Raw genomic sequence first — 21,588 nt, forward strand, 5'->3', positions numbered from 1 at the left:
AGCCGAGGGGCAGTACACGTGACAGCCAGACGGATCGCGCGCGCGGTCGCGAGGCGGCTCGGGTCTGCGCTACTGGTGGTCTGGTTGACGGCCACCGTGGTGTTCTTCGCGCTGCGGCTCTCCGGTGACCCGCTCGAGGCGATCATGGGCGGCCCTGGTTCGCAGGCGGGCGCCGAGGCGACGGAGCGGGCCCGGGAGACCTACGGGCTCGACCGCCCGCTCGTCGTGCAATATCTCGCGCAACTCTGGAACACCGTCACCCTGCAGTTCGGCGATTCCTACTCCCGGAAGCAGCCGGTGGCCGAACTGCTCGCCGCGAACCTACCGCCGACGCTGCTCATCGCGACGCTCGCGCTGCTGCTCGCCTGGGTGCTTGTGGTGTGCGGCGCGCTCGTCGTAGCGCTCGCCGGTCACGGCCGCGCCGGCCGCGCAATCCGCTCAGCGCTGGCCGGCGTCGAAACAGTGGCGTCGGTGGCGCCGCAGTTCTTCGTGGGCGCGGTGCTGATCCTCGTCTTCGTGAGCGGATTCGGCCTGCTGCCCGCCACCAGCGGATCGACGCCAGCGGGGCTCGTGCTGCCCGTGGTGACGCTCGCGGTGCCGATCGCGGGGTACCTCGCGCATGTGCTGCAGGGCTCGCTCATCGAGGCCGACGAGGCTCCCTTTGCCGTCACGGCGCGCTCGCGGGGCGCGTCGGAGGCCCGGGTACTGCTGCGCCACACACTGCGCCACGCCGCACTGCCGGCGCTCGCTCTGTCGGGTTGGGCATACGGATCATTGCTGAGCGGTGCGGTGGTGGTGGAGGCGCTGTTCGCACGGCAGGGCATCGGGAGGATGCTGCTCGAGGCGGCGACTGTGCGTGATGTGCCGGTGGTCGTGGGGGCTGTGGTGGTGATCGCGTTGATGTATGTGGCGATCATGCTGCTCTCGGATGTGCTTGAGCAGTGGGTGGATCCGCGGCTGCGCCGCCGGGACGGGGTGCGTGTATGAGAGCGATGCGGATCGGCGAGAGCCGGGTCGGCACCGCGTTCTGGCGCGGCGCCGGGTTCGATGCTGCCCGGAGTTTCGGGTGGTCGGGATGGATCAGCGCGGCGATCCTCGTGGTCGCGCTGATCGCGGTCTGCGCACCGCAGCTGCTGGCCCCCGGTGATCCGCTCGCCGTGCACCCGGCCGATGGTTTCCAGCCGCCCTCGGCGGCACACCTCTTCGGCACCGACGAATCGGGCCGCGACCTCTTCACCCGCGTCGTGCACGGAGCCGCCGCCTCGGTGGGCATCGGCCTCGCGGCGACCGGCATCGGGATCGGTTTCGGGGCGGTGCTCGGCTTCGCGGCGGGGCTCGGCCCGCGCTGGCTCGACAGCTCGCTCGGCCGCGTCTTCGAGGTGCTGTTTGCGCTCCCCACGCTCGTGATGGCGCTGCTGTTCATCTCGGTGATGGGGTCCGGCCCCACCGCGTCGATCCTCGCGATCGGCCTCGCCACGATCCCCGGCTACGCACGAATGCTGCGCGCCCGCGTGCACAGCATCGCCGCGAGCGGCTATGTGGAGTGGGCGCGTCTCGACGAGGTGGGGCCGGTACAGGTGTTCGTGCGACACATCGCCCCGAACTCGCTGTGGCCGTTGGCTTCGGCTGCGACGCTCGGGATTGGCCAGGCCATTGTGTGGGTGTCGGCGCTCGGTTTTCTCGGTCTCGGCGCGCTGCCACCTTCGCCGGAGTGGGGGGCGATGTTGAATGCGGGGCGCGTGTATCTGACAACGGCCTGGTGGATGACGGTGTGCCCGGGTCTCGCGATCGTGCTGGTCGCGGGGGCGCTCACGGTGCTGGGGCGACGATTGGGGGCTGCTCGTGGCTAGCTCGACTCAGGCAGGAGCGGGTGCGACGGTCGTGCTCGACGTCGAGGGGCTCAGCGTGACGCTGCGCGGTGGTGCGCCGGTGCTCGACGGCATCGATCTGCGGGTGCACGCCGGCGAGTGCGTTGCGGTGGTGGGCGAGTCGGGGGCTGGGAAGTCGGTGCTCGCGCGCACGCTGCTCGGTCTTATTCAGGCGGATCCGCGGTGGACCGTGGCGGCCGACTCCTTCGAGGCGGTCGGGCACGACGTGCGCCGCTTCACGCCGCATCGGTGGCGGGGGCTGCGTGGGCGCGAGGTAGCGCTCGTGCTGCAAGATGCACTGCAGTCGCTCGATCCGCTGCGCACCATCGAAGCCGAGGTCGGCGAGGCACTGGCGGTGCATGGGATCGGCCGCCGTGAGCGGCGGGCCGCCGTGATCCGCGCATTGGAGGCGGCGGGCCTCCCCGACGCCGCATCGCGCCTGCGGCAGCGGTCGGGAGAATTGTCTGGGGGGATGCGGCAGCGTGCGCTGATCGCCTCGGCGCTGGTGCACGAGCCGGCACTGCTGGTCGCCGATGAGCCGACCACCGCGCTCGATGCCACTACGGCGAGCCGCGTGCTGCAGCTCTTCGAAGAGGTGACGCAGCGGGGCACGGCGGTCTTGCTCATCAGTCACGATCTCGCAAGCGTCGCCCGTGTGGCTGACCGCATCGTCGTGCTCGATCGGGGTCGCGTGGTCGAGCAGGGTGCTACAGAGCAGGTGCTGCACCGGCCCGCCCACGCCGTCACCCGCGCGCTCGTCGCGGCGATCCCGCGCGGCCCGAAACCGGGGGCGGCGAGCCGTGCCGCCTCCCCGCCCCTCGATTCCCCCGTGCTGCTCGCACTGCGCGGTGCCGCCCGTCGCTTCCCGGCTCCCGCCGGTGCCAGCGCTGGCCTCCACGAGACCGATCTAGTGCTGCGACGGGGCGAGGCTGTGGGCGTGGTCGGTGAGTCTGGCGCGGGCAAGAGCACGCTCGCGCGCCTCCTCGTGGGTGCCGAGCAGCCGGATGCGGGTACGGTCGAGCGCGTCGATCCCGGGTGCCGCGTGCGGCTCATCCCGCAGGATCCGCTCGCCACTTTCGATCCGCGCTGGCGGGTCGATCGGATCCTGTCGGCCTCGCTGCGCGATCCCGCTCGCTCCCCCGAGGCGCTCCTCGCGCGAGTGGGGCTCGGCCCCGAGTATCTGCGTCGCAGGCCAGCGACGCTCTCGGGCGGTCAGCGCCAGCGCGTCGCGATCGCGCGGGCGCTCGCCGCCGACCCCGATGTGCTGGTGTGCGACGAGCCGGTGTCTGCGCTCGACGTGACCACACAGGCGGGCATCTTGCAGCTGTTGCGGGAGTTGCAGAAGCGGCGAGGCGTCTCGCTCGTGTTCGTGTCGCACGATCTCGCCGTGGTGCGCAGCGTGTGCGATCGCGTGCTCATCATGCGCGACGGTCGCGTCGTCGAGTCAGGTGAGACGGAGCGGGTGTTCGCCGATCCCACCGCCCCCTTCACCCGTGAGCTCGTCGCCAGCGCCACCGCCTGAGGCACCGCCAGGCGTCCAGCTGTCGCCCGCGGCTGAGCGCCACCGGGGCTCGTTTCCCCGAGGAGCATAATGCGCCGGGCGTGTGGAATCTCGCGCTCAGAAAAGGAGCACGCAGAAGAACAGCCTTCGAGCGAATCGGGCCGTGTATCCTGGGCCCGGCCTTCGATCACCCTGATATCGGTTCGGGGTCTGCCGGGCAGTCCGAAGGAACGGGCCCAGGGTCGGCCGAGCAACGTTCCACTTCTCCCCAGTGTGCGTTCGGTGCAGGATCGGCTGCGCACCCACTTTCGGTGACGGCGAAGCGTCGGTCCGGATCGAGCTGGGTGAGAATCCCGTAAGAGACCTCTGCGATCCGAGCGGCGCCCTCCTCTCCGAGGCCGGCAAACACGAGCGACTTCACCGCATCACTGTAGAGCGGCAAAGCGCGCCGATAGGCCGCGACCCCGTCCATCGACAGTGTCGCGTTCGTCGCCCGCCGGTCTGCCGCGCAGACCGATCGAACCACGAGCCCTTTTCGTTCAAGACTGTCGACCACTCGAGACAGACGCGGAAGGGTTGCGTTCGTACGCGCGGCAAGGGCGCTGAGCCGCAACGTATGGGATTCAGCCTCGTAGAGCGCTTCGAGGAGCGTGAACTCGAACGATGTGACCCCCGCACCTGCCATTCGGCGGTCCAGCTCCGTGGGTAGCAGTTCGAGCATCGCTCGCAAACGCGCAATGGCAACCCGCTCCTGCTGGTTCAGTCGGCTCATATCATCCATCCTAACTTTAGTTGTAGACGCAAGCAATTTGTGTTAGTTTCATCTACAAGTAATCTCTCTGCGTTACCGGACATCACCAACCGGAAGGAACGAATCATGACCAGCTACACGATCATCGGCACAGGAAACATGGGATCCGCGATCGGCGGTGTCCTGACCGCCGGTGGCGCCAGAGTGTCGCACCTCTCGCGCGAGCAGTTGCAGAGCGAGAGCATCTCGGGTGACGTGGTCGTGCTTGCCGTGCCGTATCCAGCGGTCGAGGGCATCCTCGCGGCGCACGGTGACCAGCTCGCAGGAAAAACGGTGGTAGACATCACCAATCCACTGAACTTCGAGACCTTCGACTCTCTGGTAGTGCCGGAAGGCAGCTCGGCGACGGCAGCGATCCAGGCACGGCTTCCCCAGAGCAAGGTACTCAAGGCCTTCAACACCAACTTCGCCGCGACCCTTGTGAGCAAGCAGGTCGGCGGCGAGACCACTACGGTCCTGATCGCGGGCGATGACGTGCAGGCGAAGGCTCAGCTTGCCGGGGCGATCATCGCGGGCGGGCTGGCCGCCCTCGACGCCGGTTCGCTCAGCCGTGCACATGAATTGGAAGCACTCGGCTTCCTCCAGCTCACACTCGCCGCGAGCGAGAAGATCTCCTGGACCGGTGGCTTCGCTATCGCGAAGTAGCATCCCCACGTTGATGTCGAGGTGCCACATGGCACCTCGACAAGATAGGAAACATCATGAGCACCTCGACTCACGACGAGATACTGAACGCGCAGACGACCATGGGTCCGGTCACACTCCGCGTCGGTGACATGCAGGTCATGTCCGACTACTATTCGGGCGCCTTCGCGCTCGAGCCCCTCGAAGAGGAAGCCCAGGGCAACGAGACGCATCGTGTACTCGGTCGCGGGCAGACCCCGTTCGTTCGCTTGATCCACACACCGAACCTTCCCGCGGTCGATCCGCGTCAGGCAGGCTTGTTCCATACGGCCTTCCTCTTCGAGGACGCCGCGGGTCTCGCGGCGACGGTCTACCGCGCAGCGCAAGACCGCCGCGGCACCTTCACCGGCTCGAGCGATCACCTCGTAAGCGAGGCGTTCTACTTCACCGATCCGGAGGGCAATGGGGTGGAGCTCTACACGGATCGACCCCGAGAGCAATGGACACGGGTCGACGGCGAGATCCAGATGGACACCATCTTTCTCGACCCCAATGCCTTTCTTCGCGAGCACCTCAGCCCGGAGGCAGTCACTGCCGCACCCACCCAGGCGGGCACCGTCGGACACGTCCACCTTCAGGTCGGAGATCTCGCAACCGCACGAGCGTTCTACATCGACACCCTCGGGTTCGAGATCACCCAGAGTCGATATCCTGGAGCGCTCTTCGCCTCAGCCGGCGGATACCATCACCACATCGCTATGAACACCTGGAACAGTCGCGGTGCCGGGCCCCGCGCGGCACAGCTCGGCCTGGCCGATGTCTCGATCACTGTGCCCGACCGGTCGGAACTCGATGCTGTTGCAGAACGTCTCCGCCGTCATAAGATCGATTTCGCCTCAGACGGCAGAACGCTCGCGCTCGATGATCCATGGGGCACCCGTGTCACCCTCGCGATGCCCGGAGTCGCGACAGACGAGCTGATGGCCCGCTAGGGTCAGCCCGCGCCGGAGCTCTCGCGGTAGAGGCCGATCAGCCCTTCGAGACCGCCCGCTTCGAATCGTTCGAGCTGGCGGCGGGCGGGGCCGCCGGTGGCGCGGAGGCGCTCGACGTAGCCGTGCACGCGGTCATGATCGCCGGTGCGGCGCAGTTCGGCCTCGACCGAATCGACCATGCGGTCGAGGGTGTCGAAGGCCGGCTCCGGGCGCGCGGTGAGCGGATCGATGAGCTCGGCTCCGAGACCGTCTCGGGCCGCCATCCAGATCGCACCGTTCAGGAGGCCGGCCGCCGCTCGCGGCCTCGCCTTCCCCGCCTCAGCGTCGCGCAGCGCCCGATCCACAAGCGCCCGCACCAGCACGGCGAAACAGACCGCATCCTCAGCCTCCAATTGCGCATCAGCGATCCGCAATTCCATCGTGGGGAAGTTCTGCGACAGCCGCGCAAGCCACGTCACCACACCGGCATCGAGCAGCACCCCGCTCTCGACAAGCTGCTCCACAGCGTGCGTGTACTCATCGCCGCTCGCGAACTCCGGCGGGAACCCCGCCACCGGCCACGACATGTTCATGACATGTCGCCAGCTCGCGAACCCTGTCGGTTCACCGCACCACAGCGGCGAGTTCGCGGTCATTGCGAGCAGTGCCGGCGCCCACGGAGCGAGCCTCGACAGCACCTCCACGCCCGCATCGGACGACGGAATCTCCACATGCACATGTGTGCCAGTCACATACTGGTGCGTCGCCGCGTTGCGCAGCTGCGCGCCCAGCTCGCGATAGCGCGACCTCGGCGTGACCGTGCCAGCTTCGTCGCCACCCACAGGCGGAAGACCGCTGCCCGCCAGCACAATGCCGCGATCCGCCGCCTCCCGCGACAGTGCGCTGCGAAACTCCGTGAGCGTGCTGAGCGCCTCTTCGACGGTGCGGCACACGGGAGTAGCGGTCTCGAGCTGGCTTGAGAAAAACTCGCGCTCGGCGGGCGCAACCGAGCGCGGCGCCGAACGCACAAGCTCAGCGGCCAGATCACTCGGCGTGCCGTTCCCGGCGTCGAGAAGCAGGTACTCCTCCTCGACCCCAAAACTGCGGAACTCGTCAGCTGCCATGTCGCCCTCCTTTACCCTCGGCCGGGCAGCGCGGTGCGCCCGGCTCAGATTCGAGCGTAAAGGTCAGAAGAGAACCGTGTCAGAGGGGTTGATTTCGCAGGGGCGCAGACGCTAGGCACGGCAACGGGCACCGCGATCCGCCCCAAACCTACTCCGAACCGATCACGACGCCGGTGCGCAGCTCAGCGAGCAAGGCCAACACCGCCGTGGCGGTCTCAGGGTCGGGCACCCGCTCCACCGCCGCGGTGGCCCCATCACCCACCTTGATGCCGAGATCGTCTGGGCCGAGCGAGGTGAACACATCTTCGTCAGTGACGTCGTCGCCGAGAAACAACACCGGAGCCGCGGGCAGCGCCTCGCGAATGCTGCGCAGCACCGACCCCTTATTCGAGTCCCGCACCGAGAACTCACGCACCTGCTTGCCCTCGCGCACATGCATCTCCGCAGCGAGCCCCAGCTCCACCGCCGCAGCCAGCAGCTCCTCCGCCTGTTGCGCATCGGGCACCTGCCGCGTGTGCACCGCGATCCCGAACGGTTTGCGCTCCAGACGCACCCCAGCCTCACCGCCGAGCACCCGTTCGAATCGTCGCACCACCCGCTGCAGCCGTTCATCCTCTTCCTCAGTGAGCGGGCTGCCCAGCAGCGGGGCATCCCCCGTCGCAATGCTCACGTCAAGCCCGGTCAGCTCAGAGCCGTGCGAACCCGACACGATCCAGCCCTCGCTCTGCAGCCCCGTCTCGGCGAGGCCTGCCAGCGAGCGTCCCGTCAGCACGGCCACATAGGTGTCCGGCGCGCTGCGCAGCACTTCGAGCGCCTGCCGTGCGCGGGGCAGCATTCGCGCATCTTGTGGCCGGGGCACGATGGGCGCGAGTGTGCCGTCGAAGTCGCTCGCCACGATGAGTTGCGGCAGCGCCGCGAGCCGGCGCACCCGGTCGTCGATGCTGCGCGGCACGAACGCCGTGCTGACCTGAATCGGCTCCGTGCGCTCGCCCGTGCGGCTCGGGCGCTGCGCCTCGGCGGCGGCGCGCACCGCTCCGAGATATCCCGTTGCCCAGTGGGCCACATCATTGTCGTAGACAGTGCGCCGCAAGGAGCGCATACGGCGGCGCTGCTCTTCGCGGGGCATGTGCACGGCACGCACCACGGCCGCTTTCAGCCCCTCAATGTCGTGCGGGTTGACGAGCAGCGCGTCACGCAGTTCGTCGGCGGCACCCGCGAACTCGCTCAGCACAAGCACGCCCTGCTCGTCGGTGCGGCAGGCCACATACTCTTTGGCGACGAGGTTCATGCCATCGCGCAAGGGGGTGACGAGCAGCACGTCGGCGGCGAGGTAGAGCGCCACCATCTCGTCGCGGGTGTAGCCACGGTGCAGGTAGACGAGGGGGGCGTGGCCGAGCGATCCATGCTCGCCGTTGATGCGGCCCGCCGTGAGTTCGACCTCGTCGCGCAGCTGCCGGTAAGCGTCGACTCGCTCTCGGCTCGGGCTCGCCACCTGCACCAGCACAACGTCGCCGGCGTCGATCTCGCCATCGCTGAGCAGCTCGTCGAAAGCTTTCAGCCGGTGGCGAATGCCCTTCGTGTAGTCGAGCCTGTCGACGCCGAGCATCACCGTCTTCGGGTTGCCGAGTTCTGCGCGGATCTGGCGAGCGCGCTCCTGCACCTCGGGCCGCGCGGCGACCTCAGCGAAGGCTGCGGCGTCGATGGAGATGGGGAACTCCTGCGCGAGCACAGTGCGGGAATGGTGCTCTGCGGTGCCGGGCACGACGATGGTGTTGCCGAGGGCGGGCACGCGGGTGAAGCGCTCGGCAGTCGTGCGGAAGGCCACCGCGTCGGTGACCTGCTGGAAGCCGATCACGTCAGCACCGAGCAACCCCTCGACGACGCGTTTGCGCCAGGGCAGCTGGGCGAAGAGGCGGCTGGGCGGGAAGGGGATGTGCAGGAAGAACGCGATGGTGAGGTCGGGGCGCAGCTCGCGCAGCATCTCGGGCACGAGCTGCAGCTGGTAGTCGTGCACCCACACGATGGCGCCCTGCGCAGCGTGCTGCGCGACGCGCTCGGCGAAACGCTGGTTCACCCGCTGATAGCGGTCCCACCACACGCGGTGGAAGTCGGGGCGGGCGATCACGTCGTGGTAGAGCGGCCACAGCGTGCCGTTCGAGAAGCCCTCGTAGTAGAGCTCGACGTCGTCTTCGCTGAGTTCGACGGGTGCGAGCCGCATCGAGCCGATCTCGAAGGGTTCAAGGGTTTCATCAGCGGCGCCGACCCACCCCACCCAGAGGCAGCCGAGCTGCTCCACGATGGGTGCGACGGCGGTGACAAGGCCTCCTGGCGAGGTGCGCCACGAGGTTGATCCGTCGGGCTCGACTACCCGGTCTACCGGCAGCCGGTTCGACACCATAACGAGCTCGCGCCCGCCCGTCATGTCCTGCATCTCGGTCATGGCACCCCCTGCACTCTCTGCCCGCAGTCTACCGAGCGCGAGGCCCTGGCCGCTGCCCGTTGCGGGCGGGGAGCGCGCGGTGCTATGCCACCCACCAGCACCCACCTTGCGCGGCGTTTGCCATCAGCGAACTATCTGGCACTCTCAATGCTCGAGTGCTAATCTCAAGACAAGTTGAGTCGCATTAGCTCAACTTCAACACACAAGTCAGTCGATGAGAGAAAGGTGCGAATATGGCCAGCTACAACCCCTTCCGCGACGTTGAACGCATTGCGGATGCACTCCTCTCCGATCCGCTTCGCGGGCCTCGGCAAATGCCGATGGATCTCTATCGAGACGGTGACCACTATTTGCTGACGGCAGACCTGCCCGGGATGGATCCCGGTTCAGTCGACATCGATGTCGACGGGCAGCTTCTCACTATCCGCGCCGAGCGCACGTTGCCGGAGGCCGAACACGTGAAGTGGATCACCCGCGAACGAACCGCAGGGAGCTTCTTGCGCCAGCTGAGCCTGGGGCAGGGGATTGACACTGAGCGCATCAGCGCCAGCTACGACAACGGCGTTCTCTGCGTCACGATCCCGGTGAGCGAGCGAGCAAAGCCGCGCAAGGTAGAAGTTCGGTCGACCAGCACCGCAGGCGCGACCTCGACAATTCAGGCTTCGGAGTCGTCTCCCGCCCAGCTGGAGAACTCTTCCTCATAGCCTCACAAGACGCTGCGTCACGAACCCGGTTTAGCACGAGGGCTCCGTGCCTGCTCTCTCGAGCAAGCACGGAGCCCTCATCATTTCAACCTCTTGAGGAGCAGAAACGTCAGGGGTGGCGTGACTGGCCCCAATCATTTACTCTGCGAGTGCGCGGTCACGCCCGCTCAGCCGAGCTGGGGCCGGCCCCGCCCGATCCGCTGGAGGCATCATGACTCGCACGCGCGTGCACAATCAGTTCGTGTCGCTCGACGGGTTCTCCGCCGGGGAGTACGTCACCTTCGATGAGCCGATCGGCGGCGCCCGTCACCTCTTCGACTGGTTCGACGGACGAGTCATCGAGGGTGTGCACCGGGTTGCGGAGCCGGTGACGCTGGACCGGGCACTGTTCAGCATGTGGGGCCAGGGCATCGGTGCCGAGATCATGGGGCGACGCAAGTTCGGCCCGCAGCAGGGGCCGTGGCCCGACGACGGCTGGCGCGGCTGGTGGGGCGACGAGCCGCCTTTCAAGACGCCCTGCTTCATCCTCACCCATCACCCGCGCGAACCGATGGTGTTCGAGAACGGCACGAGCTTCCACTTCATGGACTCTGGGCCGGAGGAGGCGCTGCGGCAGGCACAGCAGGCTGCGGGTGATCAGGATGTGCGGATCGGCGGCGGCCCGACAACGATCCGCCAGTTTTTGAGCGCCGATCTCGTCGACTTCATGCACGTCATCGTCGTGCCCATCACGCTGGGCCGAGGGGTGAGCCTGTGGGAGGGCGTGACCGGATTCGAGGATCGCTTCACGCTCGAAACGGTCGCCAGCGCGAGCGGCCTCACGCATCAGCTGTGGAACCGCCGGGCGGAGGCCTGAAGGGCCGCCGCTCGACGGGCGTGAATACGTACAGCCGCGGCGCGAACCGCCCGATCCGCCCCTCTCATCTACGGCGTACGACGGCGCAGGGTGAGCGCGGCGAGCCCGAGCGCCACCAGCGTCACCGCGGCGATCACGATGAGCGGCCGGCCGAGATCCCAGCCCTCGTCGCCCCGGGTCACAGCGTTCACCGCGTCGATCGCGTAGCTGAGGGGCAGCCAGTCGGAGATCGTGTGCAGCGCGTCGGGCATCTGATCGCGCGGCATCAGCAGGCCGCCGAGAAGGATCTGCGGGAACACGAGCACCGGCATGAACTGCACGGCCTGAAACTCGGTGCGCGCGAAGGCGCTGGCGAGCAGCCCGAGCCCGGTGCCGAGCAGCGCGTCGAGCACGGCGACGAGCCCGAGCTGCCAGAGCGGGCCGGAAACCTCGAGCCCGCAGACGATTACCGCGAAGCCGACAGTGATCACCGCCTGCACCGTGGCGGCGAGCCCGAAGGCGAGCGCGTACCCCACGATGAAGTCGCCCTTGCCGAGCGGGGTGGTCATCAGCCGTTCGAGGGTGCCCGAGCGCCGCTCCCGCAGTGTGGTCACCGAGGTGATGATGAACATCAGAATGAAGGGGAACAGCGCCAGCATCGGCCCGCCGAGCCGCGAGAACGCGCCCGGCTGCGCGTCGAACAGCCATGCGAAGAGGCCCACGAGCAGGCTCGGCATGAGCAGCAGCAGGGCGATGGAGCGCGGATCGTGGCTGAGCTGCCGCAGCACGCGGCCAGCGGTGGAGCAGCTGCGGGAGAGGTTCATCGCGCCTCCCCTGAAGCAGCGGCACTGTCGGCGCTGTGGCGCCCGTGGTGAGGCGGATCGGTGGGATTCGGGGGCGAGACCGGGTGGGTGCCGTCGCCCGGCTGCGATGCGATGATCGCGAGGAATGCCGCCTCGGGGTCGTCGGTGTCGGTCTGCGCAAGCAGGGCCCCAGGTGAGGTGTCGGCGATGATGCGCCCCTCGCGCATCAGCAGCAGGCGGTCGCAGCGCAGCGCCTCGTCCATGACATGGCTGCTGACGAGCAGCGTGGTGCCCGTGCTCGCGAGCTCCCGGAAGAGCCCCCACAGTTCCACCCGCAGCACCGGATCCAAGCCCACAGTGGGCTCGTCCAGCACCACGAGCTCGGGATCCCCGAGCAGTGCGGCCGCCAATGAGACACGATTGCGCTGCCCACCGCTCAGCGCTTCTACACGATGTCCGGCGTACTCGCCGAGACCCACCTGCTCGATCGCCCGATCCGCATCGCCCTTGGAAACCCCGAGCACGCGGGCGAAATAGCGCAGATTCTGCGCAACCGTGAGATCGTCGTACACCGACGCGGCCTGTGTGGCGTAGGCGACGCGGCGACGCAACAGCGCCGACCCCGCCCGCTCACCGAGCACGCTCAGCTCGCCGGTGACCCCCGCCTGCACGCCCACGATCGAACGCATCAGCGTACTCTTGCCGCACCCCGACGGGCCGAGCAGCCCAGTCACCTGCCCGCGCGGGATCTCGAAGCCGATGCCGTCGAGCACCGTGCGCCGGCCGCGCCGAACCGACAGACCCGCGGCTCGAACCACGGGCAGAGCGTCGTTGCGATCCACCATATGCTCGGCGTACTCGCGTGGAGGGGCGGTGGGAGCCGCAGCCGTGCCGCATCAGGGGCGCAGTCCTCGCCCCTGCTCAGGTGAGTTGGAGTAGTCTCCCCGTGGCCGGGTCGAGTTCACCCACCGAAAAAGCCGCGGAAACCATGAGGTTTCCGCGGCTTTCGTGGTCGGGATGACAGGATTTGAACCTGCGACCCCGTCGTCCCGAACGACGTGCGCTACCAAGCTGCGCCACATCCCGATTGCGTTTTCACGCGAGCTTTACTCTAGCGCGTTTCAGGCCAGGGCAAAAATCGGCGGCTCCCTCGGGCACCCCGGCAAGCCGATACCCTATACGGAAACCGGGAAGGACCTATGTCGCACTCACTCACCCACTACCGCGGCGGGCGCATCTTCACCGCCGACGACGCACAACCCTGGACAGAGTCCCTGCTGGTGCACGACGGGGCGATCCGCTTCGCCGGTTCCGTCGCCGCCGCCGACCAGCTGGCCGCGCACCACCCCGGCACGACCCGCGTCATCAAACTGAACGGCGCGCTCGTCACCCCCGGCTTCATCGAAGCCCACAGCCACCTCGTCAACCTCGGCCGCTCGCTCTCGCAGGTCGACCTGCTCGACGCGCAAGACCTCACCGAGATGCAGCGCAGAATCGCGGAAGCCGCCGCCGCGAAGCCCGGCGCCCCGCGCGTGCTCGGCCGCAGCTGGCTGCTGGAACCGCTCGCAGGTGCGCAGCCGGATCGCAGCATGATCGACGCCGTCGTCACCGACCGCCCCGTCTACCTCGTATCGAACGATCTGCACTCCGGCTGGGTCAACACCGCAGCGCTGCGCGAGCTCGGCATCGACCGCAACACCCCCGACCCCGAAGGCGGCACCATCGTGCGCGACGCCGCCGGAGACGCGACAGGCCTGCTGCTCGAAACCGCGGCCCTCGTGCTCATGCGCGGCGGTATCGAACAGCTCGAAGACGACACCGTGCGCGACGATGCCTTGCTGCGCGCCCTCGAAAGCTACCGCGCGGCAGGCACCACCGCGGTCGCCGACCTCGGCCTGCGTCGCGCGGAGTTCGAGGCGCTCGAACGAGCCTGGGAGGGCGGCGCGCTGCCGATCCCCGTCGCCGGCTACCTCCGCGTCGAAACCTCCGCCGACCCCGAGACGCTGCAACAGCAGCTGCAAGATGCCATCCGGATCCGCGACCGCGTCGCCGCCCGAGCCTCCGAACGCGGCGACACCGATCCATTGCTGCGCATCGCCGGCATCAAGGTGTGGATCGACGGCGTCATCGACAGCGGCACCGCCGCAATGTCGGCGCCCTTCGCCGACGGCGCACACCCCGACCCGCTGTGGAGCCGGGCACTGCTCGAACCCATCGTCATCGCCGCCGACGCCGCAGGCCTGCAGGTCGCTATGCATGCGATCGGCGACGCAGCCGTTGATCTCGCGCTCGACATGATCGAGTCGGCCCGCCGCACCAACGGTGCCGATGGGCCGCTGCACCGCATCGAGCACCTCGAATACGTCGACCGCCGCGCCGCCGAACGCATCGCGCAATCCGGCACCGTCGCCTCCGTGCAGCCCGTGCACTCCGACCCCGCGGTGCAGGGCGCCTGGCGCAGCCAGCTCGGAGACGAGCGTGTCGAACGCGGCTACCCCTGGGCCGAGTTCGCCGCCGCAGGTGCCAGGATCGCGCTCGGCACCGACGCCCCCACCGCACCCTACGCGCCGCTGCCGAACCTCTTCATCGCGGTGACGCGGCGCTCTCCCCACCGCCCCGAACTGCCCGCCAACCACCCAGAGCTGCACCTCGACCTCGAACGCGCCCTCATCGCCGCAACCCGCGGTGCCGCAGAAGCGTGCGGCTGGAGCACCACCCGCGGCGTTCTGGCGGCTGGCCGCCGGGCTGACTTCGCAGTGCTCGATATCGACCCCTTTACCGACGGCGCCGAGGTGCTGCGCAACGCCGGTCCACGCCTCACCGTGGTCGCAGGCGAAGAGTTCCCGCAGCGCTGAACACACCCAAGCGGATTGTGCGCCGGGTCATAGAGCCCGGCGCACCTCCCCCACGATCGCCTCGGATCCGAACCCGAGCTCCCGCATCCCCTCCAGGTACGCCGCCACCAGCTCCGCCGCCCGCAACTGCGCAGCCTCATCGACAGGCGCAATAGCTGCCACAGTCGTGCCGTTGCGCCCCCGCGTCACAAGGTACCCCTCGGCTTCGAGCTCGCGGTAGGCGCGTGCAACCGTGTTCGGCGCCAGCGCAAGATCCGCCGCGAACTGCCGCACCGATGGCAGCCTCGTGCCCTCTGGCAACTGCCGCGTCATGATCCGCTCAATGAGCTGCGCGCGCAACTGCTCGAACGGCGGGCGCGGATCCGCAGGGTCGATACGCACACCGATCACGATCGATCCGCCCCACAGGGCCGCAGCGCGGCGATCCCGATCACAAGCTCCATGGCCGCTCCCTCCGTCGCGCTGTCACCCCACACGGTAGCGACGCCACCCTGCGGCGTCAATCCCACGCAGAGCGCTCAGCGGAGCGCCCCTGCACTGCATCGAGGTCACCCGTGTGGTCGTTTCAGCTCACCGCAAACGACCACACGGGTGACCTCGATGAGGGGAAGGTGAGGGAGGGGAAGGTGAGGGAGGAGGGAGGGAGGGAGGGAGGGACGGAGGGAAGGAGGGAGGGAGGGAGGGAGAGAGAGCGAGAAGAACAGGAGAAGGAAGCCCCAGAAACACCAAGGGCCGCCGCCAGCCCCGAACGAACGGAGCTGGCGGCGGCCCTCAGCAGCGCGCTGCTACTTCTGGTTCTTGATGCGCGACGCGGCGCGGGCGCGCAGCGAGGCTTCAAGCTCGACCTTGCGGATGCGCACGTTCTCGGGCGTGACCTCGACGCACTCGTCTTCGCGAGCGAACTCGAGGCACTCTTCGAGAGTGAGCTTGCGCGGCGGGGTCATTGACTCGAAGCTGTCGGCCGTGGAGGAGCGCATGTTGGTGAGCTTCTTCTCCTTGGTGATGTTCACGTCCATGTCTTCGGAACGCGAGTTCTCACCGATAACCATGCCCTCGTAGACCTCTTCGGTGGGCTGCACGAAGAAGCTCATGCGCTCCTGGAGGTTGATGATTGAGAACGGCGTTGCCACGCCCGCACGGTCGGCCACGATCGAACCGTTGTTGCGGGTGTTGATGACGCCCGCCCACTCGTCGTAGCCGTGAGCGATCGCGTTCGCGATGCCGGTGCCGCGGGTGATCGTCATGAACTCCGAGCGGAAGCCGATGAGACCGCGCGACGGCACGATGAACTCCATGCGCACCCAGCCGGTGCCGTTGTTCACCATGTTCTCCATGCGGCCCTTGCGCGCCGCGAGCAGCTGGGTGATCGCGCCGAGGTGCTCTTCGGGGGTGTCGATCGTGAGGTGCTCGTAGGGCTCGTGCTTCTTGCCGTCGATCTCGCGGGTGACCACCTGCGGCTTGCCGACGGTGAGCTCGAAGCCTTCGCGGCGCATGTTCTCGACGAGGATCGCGAGCGCGAGCTCGCCGCGTCCCTGCACCTCCCACGCATCGGGGCGGCCGGTGTCGACGACGCGCAGTGACACGTTGCCGATGAGCTCTCGGTCGAGGCGATCCTTGATCATGCGGGCGGTGAGCTTGTGACCCTTGACCTTGCCCACGAGCGGCGAGGTGTTGGCGCCGATGGTCATCGAGATAGCGGGCTCGTCGACCGTGATGGTCGGCAGGGGACGCACGTCATCTGCGTCGGCGATGGTCTCACCGATGGTGATGTCCTCGATGCCTGCGATCGCGACGATGTCGCCGGGGCCGGCCTGCTCGGCGGGGTAGCGGGTGAGCGCCTTGGTGAGCATGAGCTCGGTGATGCGCACGTTCTGCACAGTGCCGTCGTGCTTAACCCAGGCCACGTTCTGGCCCTTCTTGATCCAGCCGTGGTGGATGCGCAGCAGCGCGATACGACCGAGGAACGGCGAGGAGTCGAGGTTGGTGACGTGGGCCTGCAGCGGGTGCTCGTCGTCGAAGACGGGGGCGGGCACGCGCTCGAGGATGGTCTCGAAGAGGGGCTCGAGGTCGGGGTTGTCGGGCAGCGCACCGTCTGCGGGACGGTTGTGGCTTGCCGCACCGGCACGGCCGGAGAGGTAGACGGTGGGCACGTCGAGCACGGCGTCAACGTCGATATCGGGGTGATCCTCGGAGAGGTCGGATGCGAGACCGAGCAGCAGATCCTGCGCTTCGCTCTCGACCTCTTCGATGCGCGCGTCGGGGCGGTCGGTCTTGTTGACCGCGAGGATCACGGGCAGGTGCGCTTCGAGCGCCTTGCGCAGCACGAAGCGGGTCTGCGGCAGCGGGCCCTCGGATGCGTCGACGAGCAGCACAACGCCGTCAACCATCGAGAGCGCGCGCTCGACCTCGCCACCGAAGTCGGCGTGACCGGGGGTGTCGACCACGTTGATGACGATGGGGCCATTCTTCGCGTGAGCGCCCTCATAGGTGATCGCGGTGTTCTTCGCGAGAATGGTGATGCCCTTCTCGCGCTCGAGGTCATTGGAGTCCATGACTCGGTCGTCGACCTCGGCGTGGGCGTCGAACGAGTTGGTCTGACGCAGCATGGCGTCGACGAGGGTGGTCTTGCCGTGGTCGACGTGTGCGACGATGGCGACGTTACGGAGGTCTTCGCGAGTGGCGAGAGCCATAGATGGTTCCTAACGAACGTGAAACAGCGAACGTTCTATGTTACATGGCGAGACTGCGAACCGCACGGGTGACTTACTCGCCCGCACGCGAACGCCGCGCACCCCAGCGGTCTGCGACCTCAATCGGCAGGGTGGTGTCGACCAGCGGGTAGGCTTTGCGCCCTTCGCCGCGCACGAAGAGCAGGTAGCAGGCGCCGAGGAGCGCCACCCAGACGAGCCCTACCACGAGCGCGGGCCGCGACTCAGGCACAATGCCCACCATCACGATGACGAGGACGATGAACCCCACGGTGAGCCAGGAAGCCACGGGCCACAGCGGCACCGGGAACTCGCTCGGCAGGCGGTGGTCGCGGCGGATCTCGGCCTTCATGCGAATGTGGGCGATGAGGATCACCAGCCACACCAGCACTGTCGCAAAGGTGGCGAGCGCGCCGAGTAGAAAGAGCACCTGGTCGGGGTAGAGGAAGTTGAGCACCACCCCGATGAGCAGGCCGACGATCATCGTAATGACGGTCAGGATCGGCACCCCGGCTCGCGTCGTGCGGGTGAAGGCGCGCGGTGCCTGACCTTGCTCGGCAAGCCCGTGGAGCATGCGCCCCGCTCCGAAGATGTCGGCGTTCATCGCGGAGAGCGCGGCGGTGATGAGCACGATGTTGAAGACTGCGGCGGCGGATCGGAATCCGAGCGATTCGAAGAGGGAGACGAACGGGCTCGTCTCCCCCGTGATCTCGGTCCACGGTTGAATGCACATGATCACACCGAGCGTGAGCACGTAGAAGAGCAGAATGCGGATCGGCACCGAGTTAATCGCTTTCGGCAGCACCCGCTTCGGGTTTTGGGCCTCACCCGCCGTGACGCCGATAATCTCGATCCCGCCGAAGGCGAACATCACAATGGTGAAGGAGGCGAGCAGGCCCCAGGCGCCGTGGGGCATGAAGCCCCCGTGATCCACCAGGTTGTGCACGCCCATGCGATCGTGATCCGCCACCCCGAAGCCGAAGAGAATCACACCGACACCCACCGCAATGAGCACGATGATGGCCGCGATCTTGATGAGCGCGAACCAGAATTCCAGTTCGCCAAACACTTTCACGCCGACGAGGTTGATCGCCGCGATACAGCAGACCACCGCGAGCACCCACACCCACTGCGACACCTCGGGAAACCAGAAGCGCATGTAGAGGCCGATCGCGGTCGCGTCGAACACGGCCACCAGAAACATTTCGAAGGCGAAGCTCCAGCCCACGAGGAAGCCGGCGAAGGGGTGGATGTAGCGCGACGCGTACTGGCCGAAGGAGCCGGACACGGGGTGCCGCACCACCATTTCGCCGAGCGCGCGCATCACCATGAACACTGCCGCGCCGCCGATCACATAGGCGAGCAGCACCGCCGGCCCCGCGGTTTGGATGGCTCCGGATGAGCCCATGAAGAGGCCTGTGCCGATCGCCGAGCCGAGCGCCATGAAGCGGATGTGACGGGCGGTGAGGCCACGGCGGAGGCCACCGGCACCGGCTGCGGGGCCCGCGGCCGAGTCACCGAGGCTGGTGTTCGCGCTCATCACCGTGTCCCTTCGTGGCCTGCCGTGGCCACGGGGTGCGGCCTCCGAGGGTCGAGACTACCGGCCAAGCCGTTCGGCGAGCCCAGCGGCGGCTTCGAGCACGAGCAGCGCCGCAAGCCGCACCGTGCGCCCGTCGGGGGCGTCGGCCGTCGCATCGACCTCGGCGATGTCGATGCCGCGAACCCGGGGGTCGGCGGCGAGCAGCCTCGTTGCGAGCCGCAGCTCGTCGGCGGTGATACCGCCGGGAATGGAAGCGGGGCAGCCCGGTGCCACGGAACGGTCGCACACATCAACATCGAGGTCGACGTGGATCGGCCCGCCTGCGGCACCCGCGACGGCGAGCGCCTCACCCACGATCTCAGCGAGGCTGCGGGTGCGCAGTTCGCTGCGGTGGATCACCGTGATGCCAAGCTCCTTCGCGCGCTGGCGGTAGGCGCGGGAGTTCGCGAAGTCGGCGATGCCGATCTGCACGATGCGGCTGGGGTCGAGGCCGAGCTCGACGAGGCGCCGCACCGGGGAGCCGTTGCTGCGACCGTCGCGCAGGTCGTGATGGGCGTCGAGTGTGATGAGACCGGCGGTTGCCAGATCGGCCCCCGCGACGCCGAGCGCGGCCGGCACGGTGAGGGCGTTGTCGCCGCCCAGGGCGACGAGCAGCTGCGCGGTTTCTGAGAGCCGTCGCACTCGCTCGGCTGCCAGCCGCTCGCCTTCTTCGGTGTCGGGGTCTGCGAGGTCGCCGGCGTCGATGATGCGCAGCGCTTCGTCGAGCACCAGTTCGGCTTCGTCGCCGCGTGCGTCGGGTGCACCCTCGGCGACGACGTGGCTGGAGTAGCGTCGCAGGGCGTCACGCACCGCGGCGGGTGTCTCGTGGGCGTTCGTCGGGGAGAGCGAGGTCTGCGAGGTGGGGATGCCAACGAGCACGAGGTCGGCGGGGGTGCCGTCGGGTGCCGACCAGCCGCCTGTGCGGGGCCAGGAAGGGTCGTGCGAGAGGGCTGGGCGGGCGGGCGTTGCGTGGCTCATGCCTGCGAAGCTAACAGCTGCGGGTGCCGAAGTCTCCTCCCCGACATACTGCTGCTGTCTGTGATTCCAGATCCGAGATGGTGAGCGGATCGAGTGTCTGGGGTTTCAGACAGGCGAAGGGGGAAAGCTCTGGACCCGAGCCGCCGCGTGCGATGAGATCGAATCCATGAACGCGAACGCACCAGCAGCCACCTCCGTCATCCTCGGCGACGCTCCCCTCTCCGTCGGCGATGTCGTCTCGGTCGCCCGCCACAACGCACGGGTCGAGATCCCCGCCGCCGTCCTGGCCCGCGTCGCCGAAAGCCGCCGCATTATCGAAGACCTCGCCGGTGACACCCGCCCGCACTACGGCGTCTCAACAGGCTTTGGAGCCCTCGCGAAGGTGCAGATCCCCGTCGAGAAGCGGCAGCAGCTGCAGCGCAGCCTCATCCGTTCACACGCCGCAGGCACCGGCCCCGAAGTCGAACGCGAAGTGGTGCGTGCCCTCATGCTGCTGCGCATCAACACCCTCGCGTCGGGTCGCACGGGCGTGCGGCCCGAGGTCGTCGAGAGCTACGTCGCGATCCTCAACGCCGGCATCACCCCTGTGGTGCACGAGTACGGCTCGCTCGGTTGCTCGGGCGACCTCAGCCCACTCGCCCACTGCGCACTCACCCTCATGGGTGAAGGATTCGTGCGGATCGGGCAAGATCCGCACCAGGCCCCGATCCCCGCCGCAGAGGCCCTCGCCACCGCCGGTATCGCACCGCTCGTGCTCGCCGAGAAAGAGGGCCTCGCCCTTATCAACGGCACCGACGGCATGCTCGGCATGCTCTGCCTCGCACTCCACGATCTCACCACGCTGCTGCACACCGCCGACGTCGCCGCCGCCGCAAGCGTCGAAGCACTCACCGGCACCGATGCTGTGTTCGCAGCAGACCTGCAGGCCCTGCGTCCGCACCCTGGCCAGGCCGCAGCCGCAGCAAACATGCGCGCAGTGCTCGCCGGTTCGAATCTGATCCAGCGCCCCCGCGAGGGCGAGTTCACCCGCGTGCAAGACGCCTACTCGCTGCGCTGCTCACCGCAGGTTCACGGCGCGGCGCGCGACACCGCCGACCACGCTGCCCGCGTCGCGGCCATCGAGCTGCGATCCGCTGTCGACAACCCCGTTGTCACGCTCGACGGCCGCGTCGAATCGAACGGCAACTTCCACGGGGCACCCGTCGCCTACGTGCTCGACTTCCTCGCCATCGCGGTCGCCGACCTGGCATCCATCAGCGAGCGACGCACCGACCGCTTCCTCGACGTGTCCCGGAATCACGGGCTGCCGCCCTTCCTCGCCGCCGACGCCGGCCTCGACTCGGGCCTGATGATCGCGCAGTACACCGCCGCCGGCATCGTCTCAGAATTGAAGCGCCTCGCCGCGCCGGCCTCGGTCGACTCGATTCCGTCGTCGGCGATGCAGGAGGACCACGTCTCGATGGGCTGGCATGCCGGCCGCAAGCTGCGTCGCGCGATCGATGGTCTGTCGCGGGTGCTCGCCATTGAACTGCTCGCATCCACCCGGGCACTCGACTTCCGCGCGCAAGATCCCGAGGCGGGCTCCCCCGCAGCATCGACGGCTGCCGTGCACGCGCTCTTCCGCACGCGCATCCCGGCTCCCGACACCGACGAGTTCCTGTCGCCGAGCATCGCCGCAGCTCATGAGCTGGTGGCAACGGGAAGCGTGCTCGACGTCGTCGAAGCGCAGCTGGGCGCACCGCTCGCCTGAGCGTCTCTCGCTGCAGCGTCGCGGCACCCGCGCGAGA

Annotated in this window: 18 protein-coding genes and 1 tRNA gene; 9 read left to right on the top strand and 10 right to left on the bottom strand. The window is 68.1% G+C overall.

Annotated elements, in window-relative coordinates; translation table 11 throughout:
• Positions 1 to 18 precede the first annotated feature (18 nt).
• From WFI54_RS06185 to WFI54_RS06195, 3 genes are read left to right on the top strand one after another with little or no spacing between them, the layout of a single operon-like run.
• Positions 19 to 987 carry an ABC transporter permease gene (locus WFI54_RS06185; RefSeq protein WP_336651920.1) on the top strand — a complete coding sequence of 323 codons (969 nt, stop codon included), beginning with the start codon at positions 19 to 21 and terminating at the stop codon, positions 985 to 987.
• Complete coding sequence (locus WFI54_RS06190) at positions 984 to 1,850, top strand: ABC transporter permease (protein WP_336651921.1); 867 nt, start codon at positions 984 to 986, stop codon at positions 1,848 to 1,850. Before WFI54_RS06185 ends, WFI54_RS06190 begins: the two co-directional genes overlap by 4 nt.
• Positions 1,843 to 3,390, top strand: a complete 1,548-nt coding sequence (locus WFI54_RS06195) for an ABC transporter ATP-binding protein (RefSeq protein ID WP_336651922.1) — start codon at positions 1,843 to 1,845, stop codon at positions 3,388 to 3,390. Before WFI54_RS06190 ends, WFI54_RS06195 begins: the two co-directional genes overlap by 8 nt.
• Positions 3,391 to 3,556: 166 nt before the next feature.
• Here the strand turns inward: WFI54_RS06195 and WFI54_RS06200 are convergent, their stop codons facing one another.
• Positions 3,557 to 4,141 (bottom strand): MarR family winged helix-turn-helix transcriptional regulator, encoded by a 585-nt coding sequence (locus WFI54_RS06200; RefSeq protein ID WP_336651923.1) that lies wholly within the window; start codon positions 4,139 to 4,141, stop codon positions 3,557 to 3,559.
• Between the two features lie 105 nt (positions 4,142 to 4,246).
• Between WFI54_RS06200 and WFI54_RS06205 the strand changes: the two genes are divergently transcribed.
• Entirely contained in the window at positions 4,247 to 4,825 is a 579-nt protein-coding gene (locus tag WFI54_RS06205) for an NADPH-dependent F420 reductase (protein ID WP_336651924.1), read from the top strand.
• A 56-nt stretch (positions 4,826 to 4,881) separates the two neighbouring features.
• Positions 4,882 to 5,796 (top strand): VOC family protein, encoded by a 915-nt coding sequence (locus tag WFI54_RS06210; protein WP_336651925.1) that lies wholly within the window; start codon positions 4,882 to 4,884, stop codon positions 5,794 to 5,796.
• Positions 5,797 to 5,798: 2 nt separating this feature from the next.
• Here the strand turns inward: WFI54_RS06210 and WFI54_RS06215 are convergent, their stop codons facing one another.
• Positions 5,799 to 6,899 (bottom strand): carboxylate-amine ligase, encoded by a 1,101-nt coding sequence (locus tag WFI54_RS06215; protein WP_336651926.1) that lies wholly within the window; start codon positions 6,897 to 6,899, stop codon positions 5,799 to 5,801.
• Between the two features lie 148 nt (positions 6,900 to 7,047).
• Positions 7,048 to 9,339 carry a bifunctional alpha,alpha-trehalose-phosphate synthase (UDP-forming)/trehalose-phosphatase gene (locus WFI54_RS06220; RefSeq protein WP_336651927.1) on the bottom strand — a complete coding sequence of 764 codons (2,292 nt, stop codon included), beginning with the start codon at positions 9,337 to 9,339 and terminating at the stop codon, positions 7,048 to 7,050.
• 233 nt (positions 9,340 to 9,572) lie between these two features.
• On the opposite strand from WFI54_RS06220, the gene WFI54_RS06225 reads away from it, so the two are divergent.
• The gene (locus WFI54_RS06225) at positions 9,573 to 10,043 is read left to right on the top strand and encodes an Hsp20/alpha crystallin family protein (RefSeq protein ID WP_336651928.1); all 471 of its coding nucleotides are present in this window, start codon (positions 9,573 to 9,575) and stop codon (positions 10,041 to 10,043) included.
• A 211-nt stretch (positions 10,044 to 10,254) separates the two neighbouring features.
• Positions 10,255 to 10,899 (top strand): dihydrofolate reductase family protein, encoded by a 645-nt coding sequence (locus WFI54_RS06230; protein ID WP_336651929.1) that lies wholly within the window; start codon positions 10,255 to 10,257, stop codon positions 10,897 to 10,899.
• A gap of 68 nt (positions 10,900 to 10,967) precedes the next feature.
• Here the strand turns inward: WFI54_RS06230 and WFI54_RS06235 are convergent, their stop codons facing one another.
• From WFI54_RS06235 to WFI54_RS06245, 3 genes are all read right to left on the bottom strand, one after another.
• Positions 10,968 to 11,702 carry an ABC transporter permease gene (locus tag WFI54_RS06235; protein WP_336651930.1) on the bottom strand — a complete coding sequence of 245 codons (735 nt, stop codon included), beginning with the start codon at positions 11,700 to 11,702 and terminating at the stop codon, positions 10,968 to 10,970.
• Entirely contained in the window at positions 11,699 to 12,526 is an 828-nt protein-coding gene (locus WFI54_RS06240; protein WP_336651931.1) for an ABC transporter ATP-binding protein, read from the bottom strand. Before WFI54_RS06240 ends, WFI54_RS06235 begins: the two co-directional genes overlap by 4 nt.
• Positions 12,527 to 12,690: 164 nt before the next feature.
• Positions 12,691 to 12,767: transfer RNA gene (locus WFI54_RS06245), tRNA-Pro, on the bottom strand.
• A 113-nt stretch (positions 12,768 to 12,880) separates the two neighbouring features.
• On the opposite strand from WFI54_RS06245, the gene WFI54_RS06250 reads away from it, so the two are divergent.
• Positions 12,881 to 14,536, top strand: coding sequence for an amidohydrolase (locus WFI54_RS06250; RefSeq protein ID WP_336651932.1), 1,656 nt, complete (start codon positions 12,881 to 12,883; stop codon positions 14,534 to 14,536).
• Between the two features lie 27 nt (positions 14,537 to 14,563).
• On the opposite strand, the gene WFI54_RS06255 is transcribed toward WFI54_RS06250, so the two are convergent.
• The 4 genes from WFI54_RS06255 to WFI54_RS06270 all read right to left on the bottom strand — a co-directional run bounded on the left by WFI54_RS06255 (position 14,564) and on the right by WFI54_RS06270 (position 19,801).
• Positions 14,564 to 14,926: a GntR family transcriptional regulator gene (locus WFI54_RS06255; RefSeq protein ID WP_336651933.1), complete on the bottom strand. Its 363-nt coding sequence runs from the start codon at positions 14,924 to 14,926 to the stop codon at positions 14,564 to 14,566.
• 395 nt (positions 14,927 to 15,321) lie between these two features.
• A complete protein-coding gene (gene typA, locus WFI54_RS06260) occupies positions 15,322 to 17,226 on the bottom strand; it encodes a translational GTPase TypA (protein ID WP_336651934.1) in 1,905 nt (634 codons plus the stop codon).
• 73 nt (positions 17,227 to 17,299) lie between these two features.
• Positions 17,300 to 18,784 (bottom strand): amino acid permease, encoded by a 1,485-nt coding sequence (locus tag WFI54_RS06265; RefSeq protein WP_336651935.1) that lies wholly within the window; start codon positions 18,782 to 18,784, stop codon positions 17,300 to 17,302.
• 57 nt (positions 18,785 to 18,841) lie between these two features.
• Complete coding sequence (locus WFI54_RS06270) at positions 18,842 to 19,801, bottom strand: arginase family protein (RefSeq protein ID WP_336651936.1); 960 nt, start codon at positions 19,799 to 19,801, stop codon at positions 18,842 to 18,844.
• 166 nt (positions 19,802 to 19,967) lie between these two features.
• Here WFI54_RS06270 and hutH point away from each other — a divergent pair, with 166 nt between their 5' ends.
• The gene (gene hutH / locus WFI54_RS06275) at positions 19,968 to 21,551 is read left to right on the top strand and encodes a histidine ammonia-lyase (RefSeq protein WP_336651937.1); all 1,584 of its coding nucleotides are present in this window, start codon (positions 19,968 to 19,970) and stop codon (positions 21,549 to 21,551) included.
• Positions 21,552 to 21,588 lie beyond the last annotated feature (37 nt).

The sequence above is a fragment of the Leucobacter sp. MMO-125 genome, assembly GCF_037148395.1.
Taxonomy (GTDB): domain Bacteria; phylum Actinomycetota; class Actinomycetes; order Actinomycetales; family Microbacteriaceae; genus Leucobacter.

Coding starts and splice junctions, on each gene's coding strand:
- WFI54_RS06190 (WP_336651921.1), top strand. CDS start 984: ATGAGAGCGATGCGGATCGGCGAGAGCCGGGTCGGCACCGCGTTCTGG.
- WFI54_RS06200 (WP_336651923.1), bottom strand. CDS start 4,141: ATGAGCCGACTGAACCAGCAGGAGCGGGTTGCCATTGCGCGTTTGCGA.
- WFI54_RS06205 (WP_336651924.1), top strand. CDS start 4,247: ATGACCAGCTACACGATCATCGGCACAGGAAACATGGGATCCGCGATC.
- WFI54_RS06210 (WP_336651925.1), top strand. CDS start 4,882: ATGAGCACCTCGACTCACGACGAGATACTGAACGCGCAGACGACCATG.
- WFI54_RS06215 (WP_336651926.1), bottom strand. CDS start 6,899: ATGGCAGCTGACGAGTTCCGCAGTTTTGGGGTCGAGGAGGAGTACCTG.
- WFI54_RS06220 (WP_336651927.1), bottom strand. CDS start 9,339: ATGACCGAGATGCAGGACATGACGGGCGGGCGCGAGCTCGTTATGGTG.
- WFI54_RS06225 (WP_336651928.1), top strand. CDS start 9,573: ATGGCCAGCTACAACCCCTTCCGCGACGTTGAACGCATTGCGGATGCA.
- WFI54_RS06230 (WP_336651929.1), top strand. CDS start 10,255: ATGACTCGCACGCGCGTGCACAATCAGTTCGTGTCGCTCGACGGGTTC.
- WFI54_RS06235 (WP_336651930.1), bottom strand. CDS start 11,702: ATGAACCTCTCCCGCAGCTGCTCCACCGCTGGCCGCGTGCTGCGGCAG.
- WFI54_RS06240 (WP_336651931.1), bottom strand. CDS start 12,526: ATGGTGGATCGCAACGACGCTCTGCCCGTGGTTCGAGCCGCGGGTCTG.
- WFI54_RS06250 (WP_336651932.1), top strand. CDS start 12,881: ATGTCGCACTCACTCACCCACTACCGCGGCGGGCGCATCTTCACCGCC.
- typA (WP_336651934.1), bottom strand. CDS start 17,226: ATGGCTCTCGCCACTCGCGAAGACCTCCGTAACGTCGCCATCGTCGCA.
- WFI54_RS06265 (WP_336651935.1), bottom strand. CDS start 18,784: ATGAGCGCGAACACCAGCCTCGGTGACTCGGCCGCGGGCCCCGCAGCC.
- WFI54_RS06270 (WP_336651936.1), bottom strand. CDS start 19,801: ATGAGCCACGCAACGCCCGCCCGCCCAGCCCTCTCGCACGACCCTTCC.
- hutH (WP_336651937.1), top strand. CDS start 19,968: ATGAACGCGAACGCACCAGCAGCCACCTCCGTCATCCTCGGCGACGCT.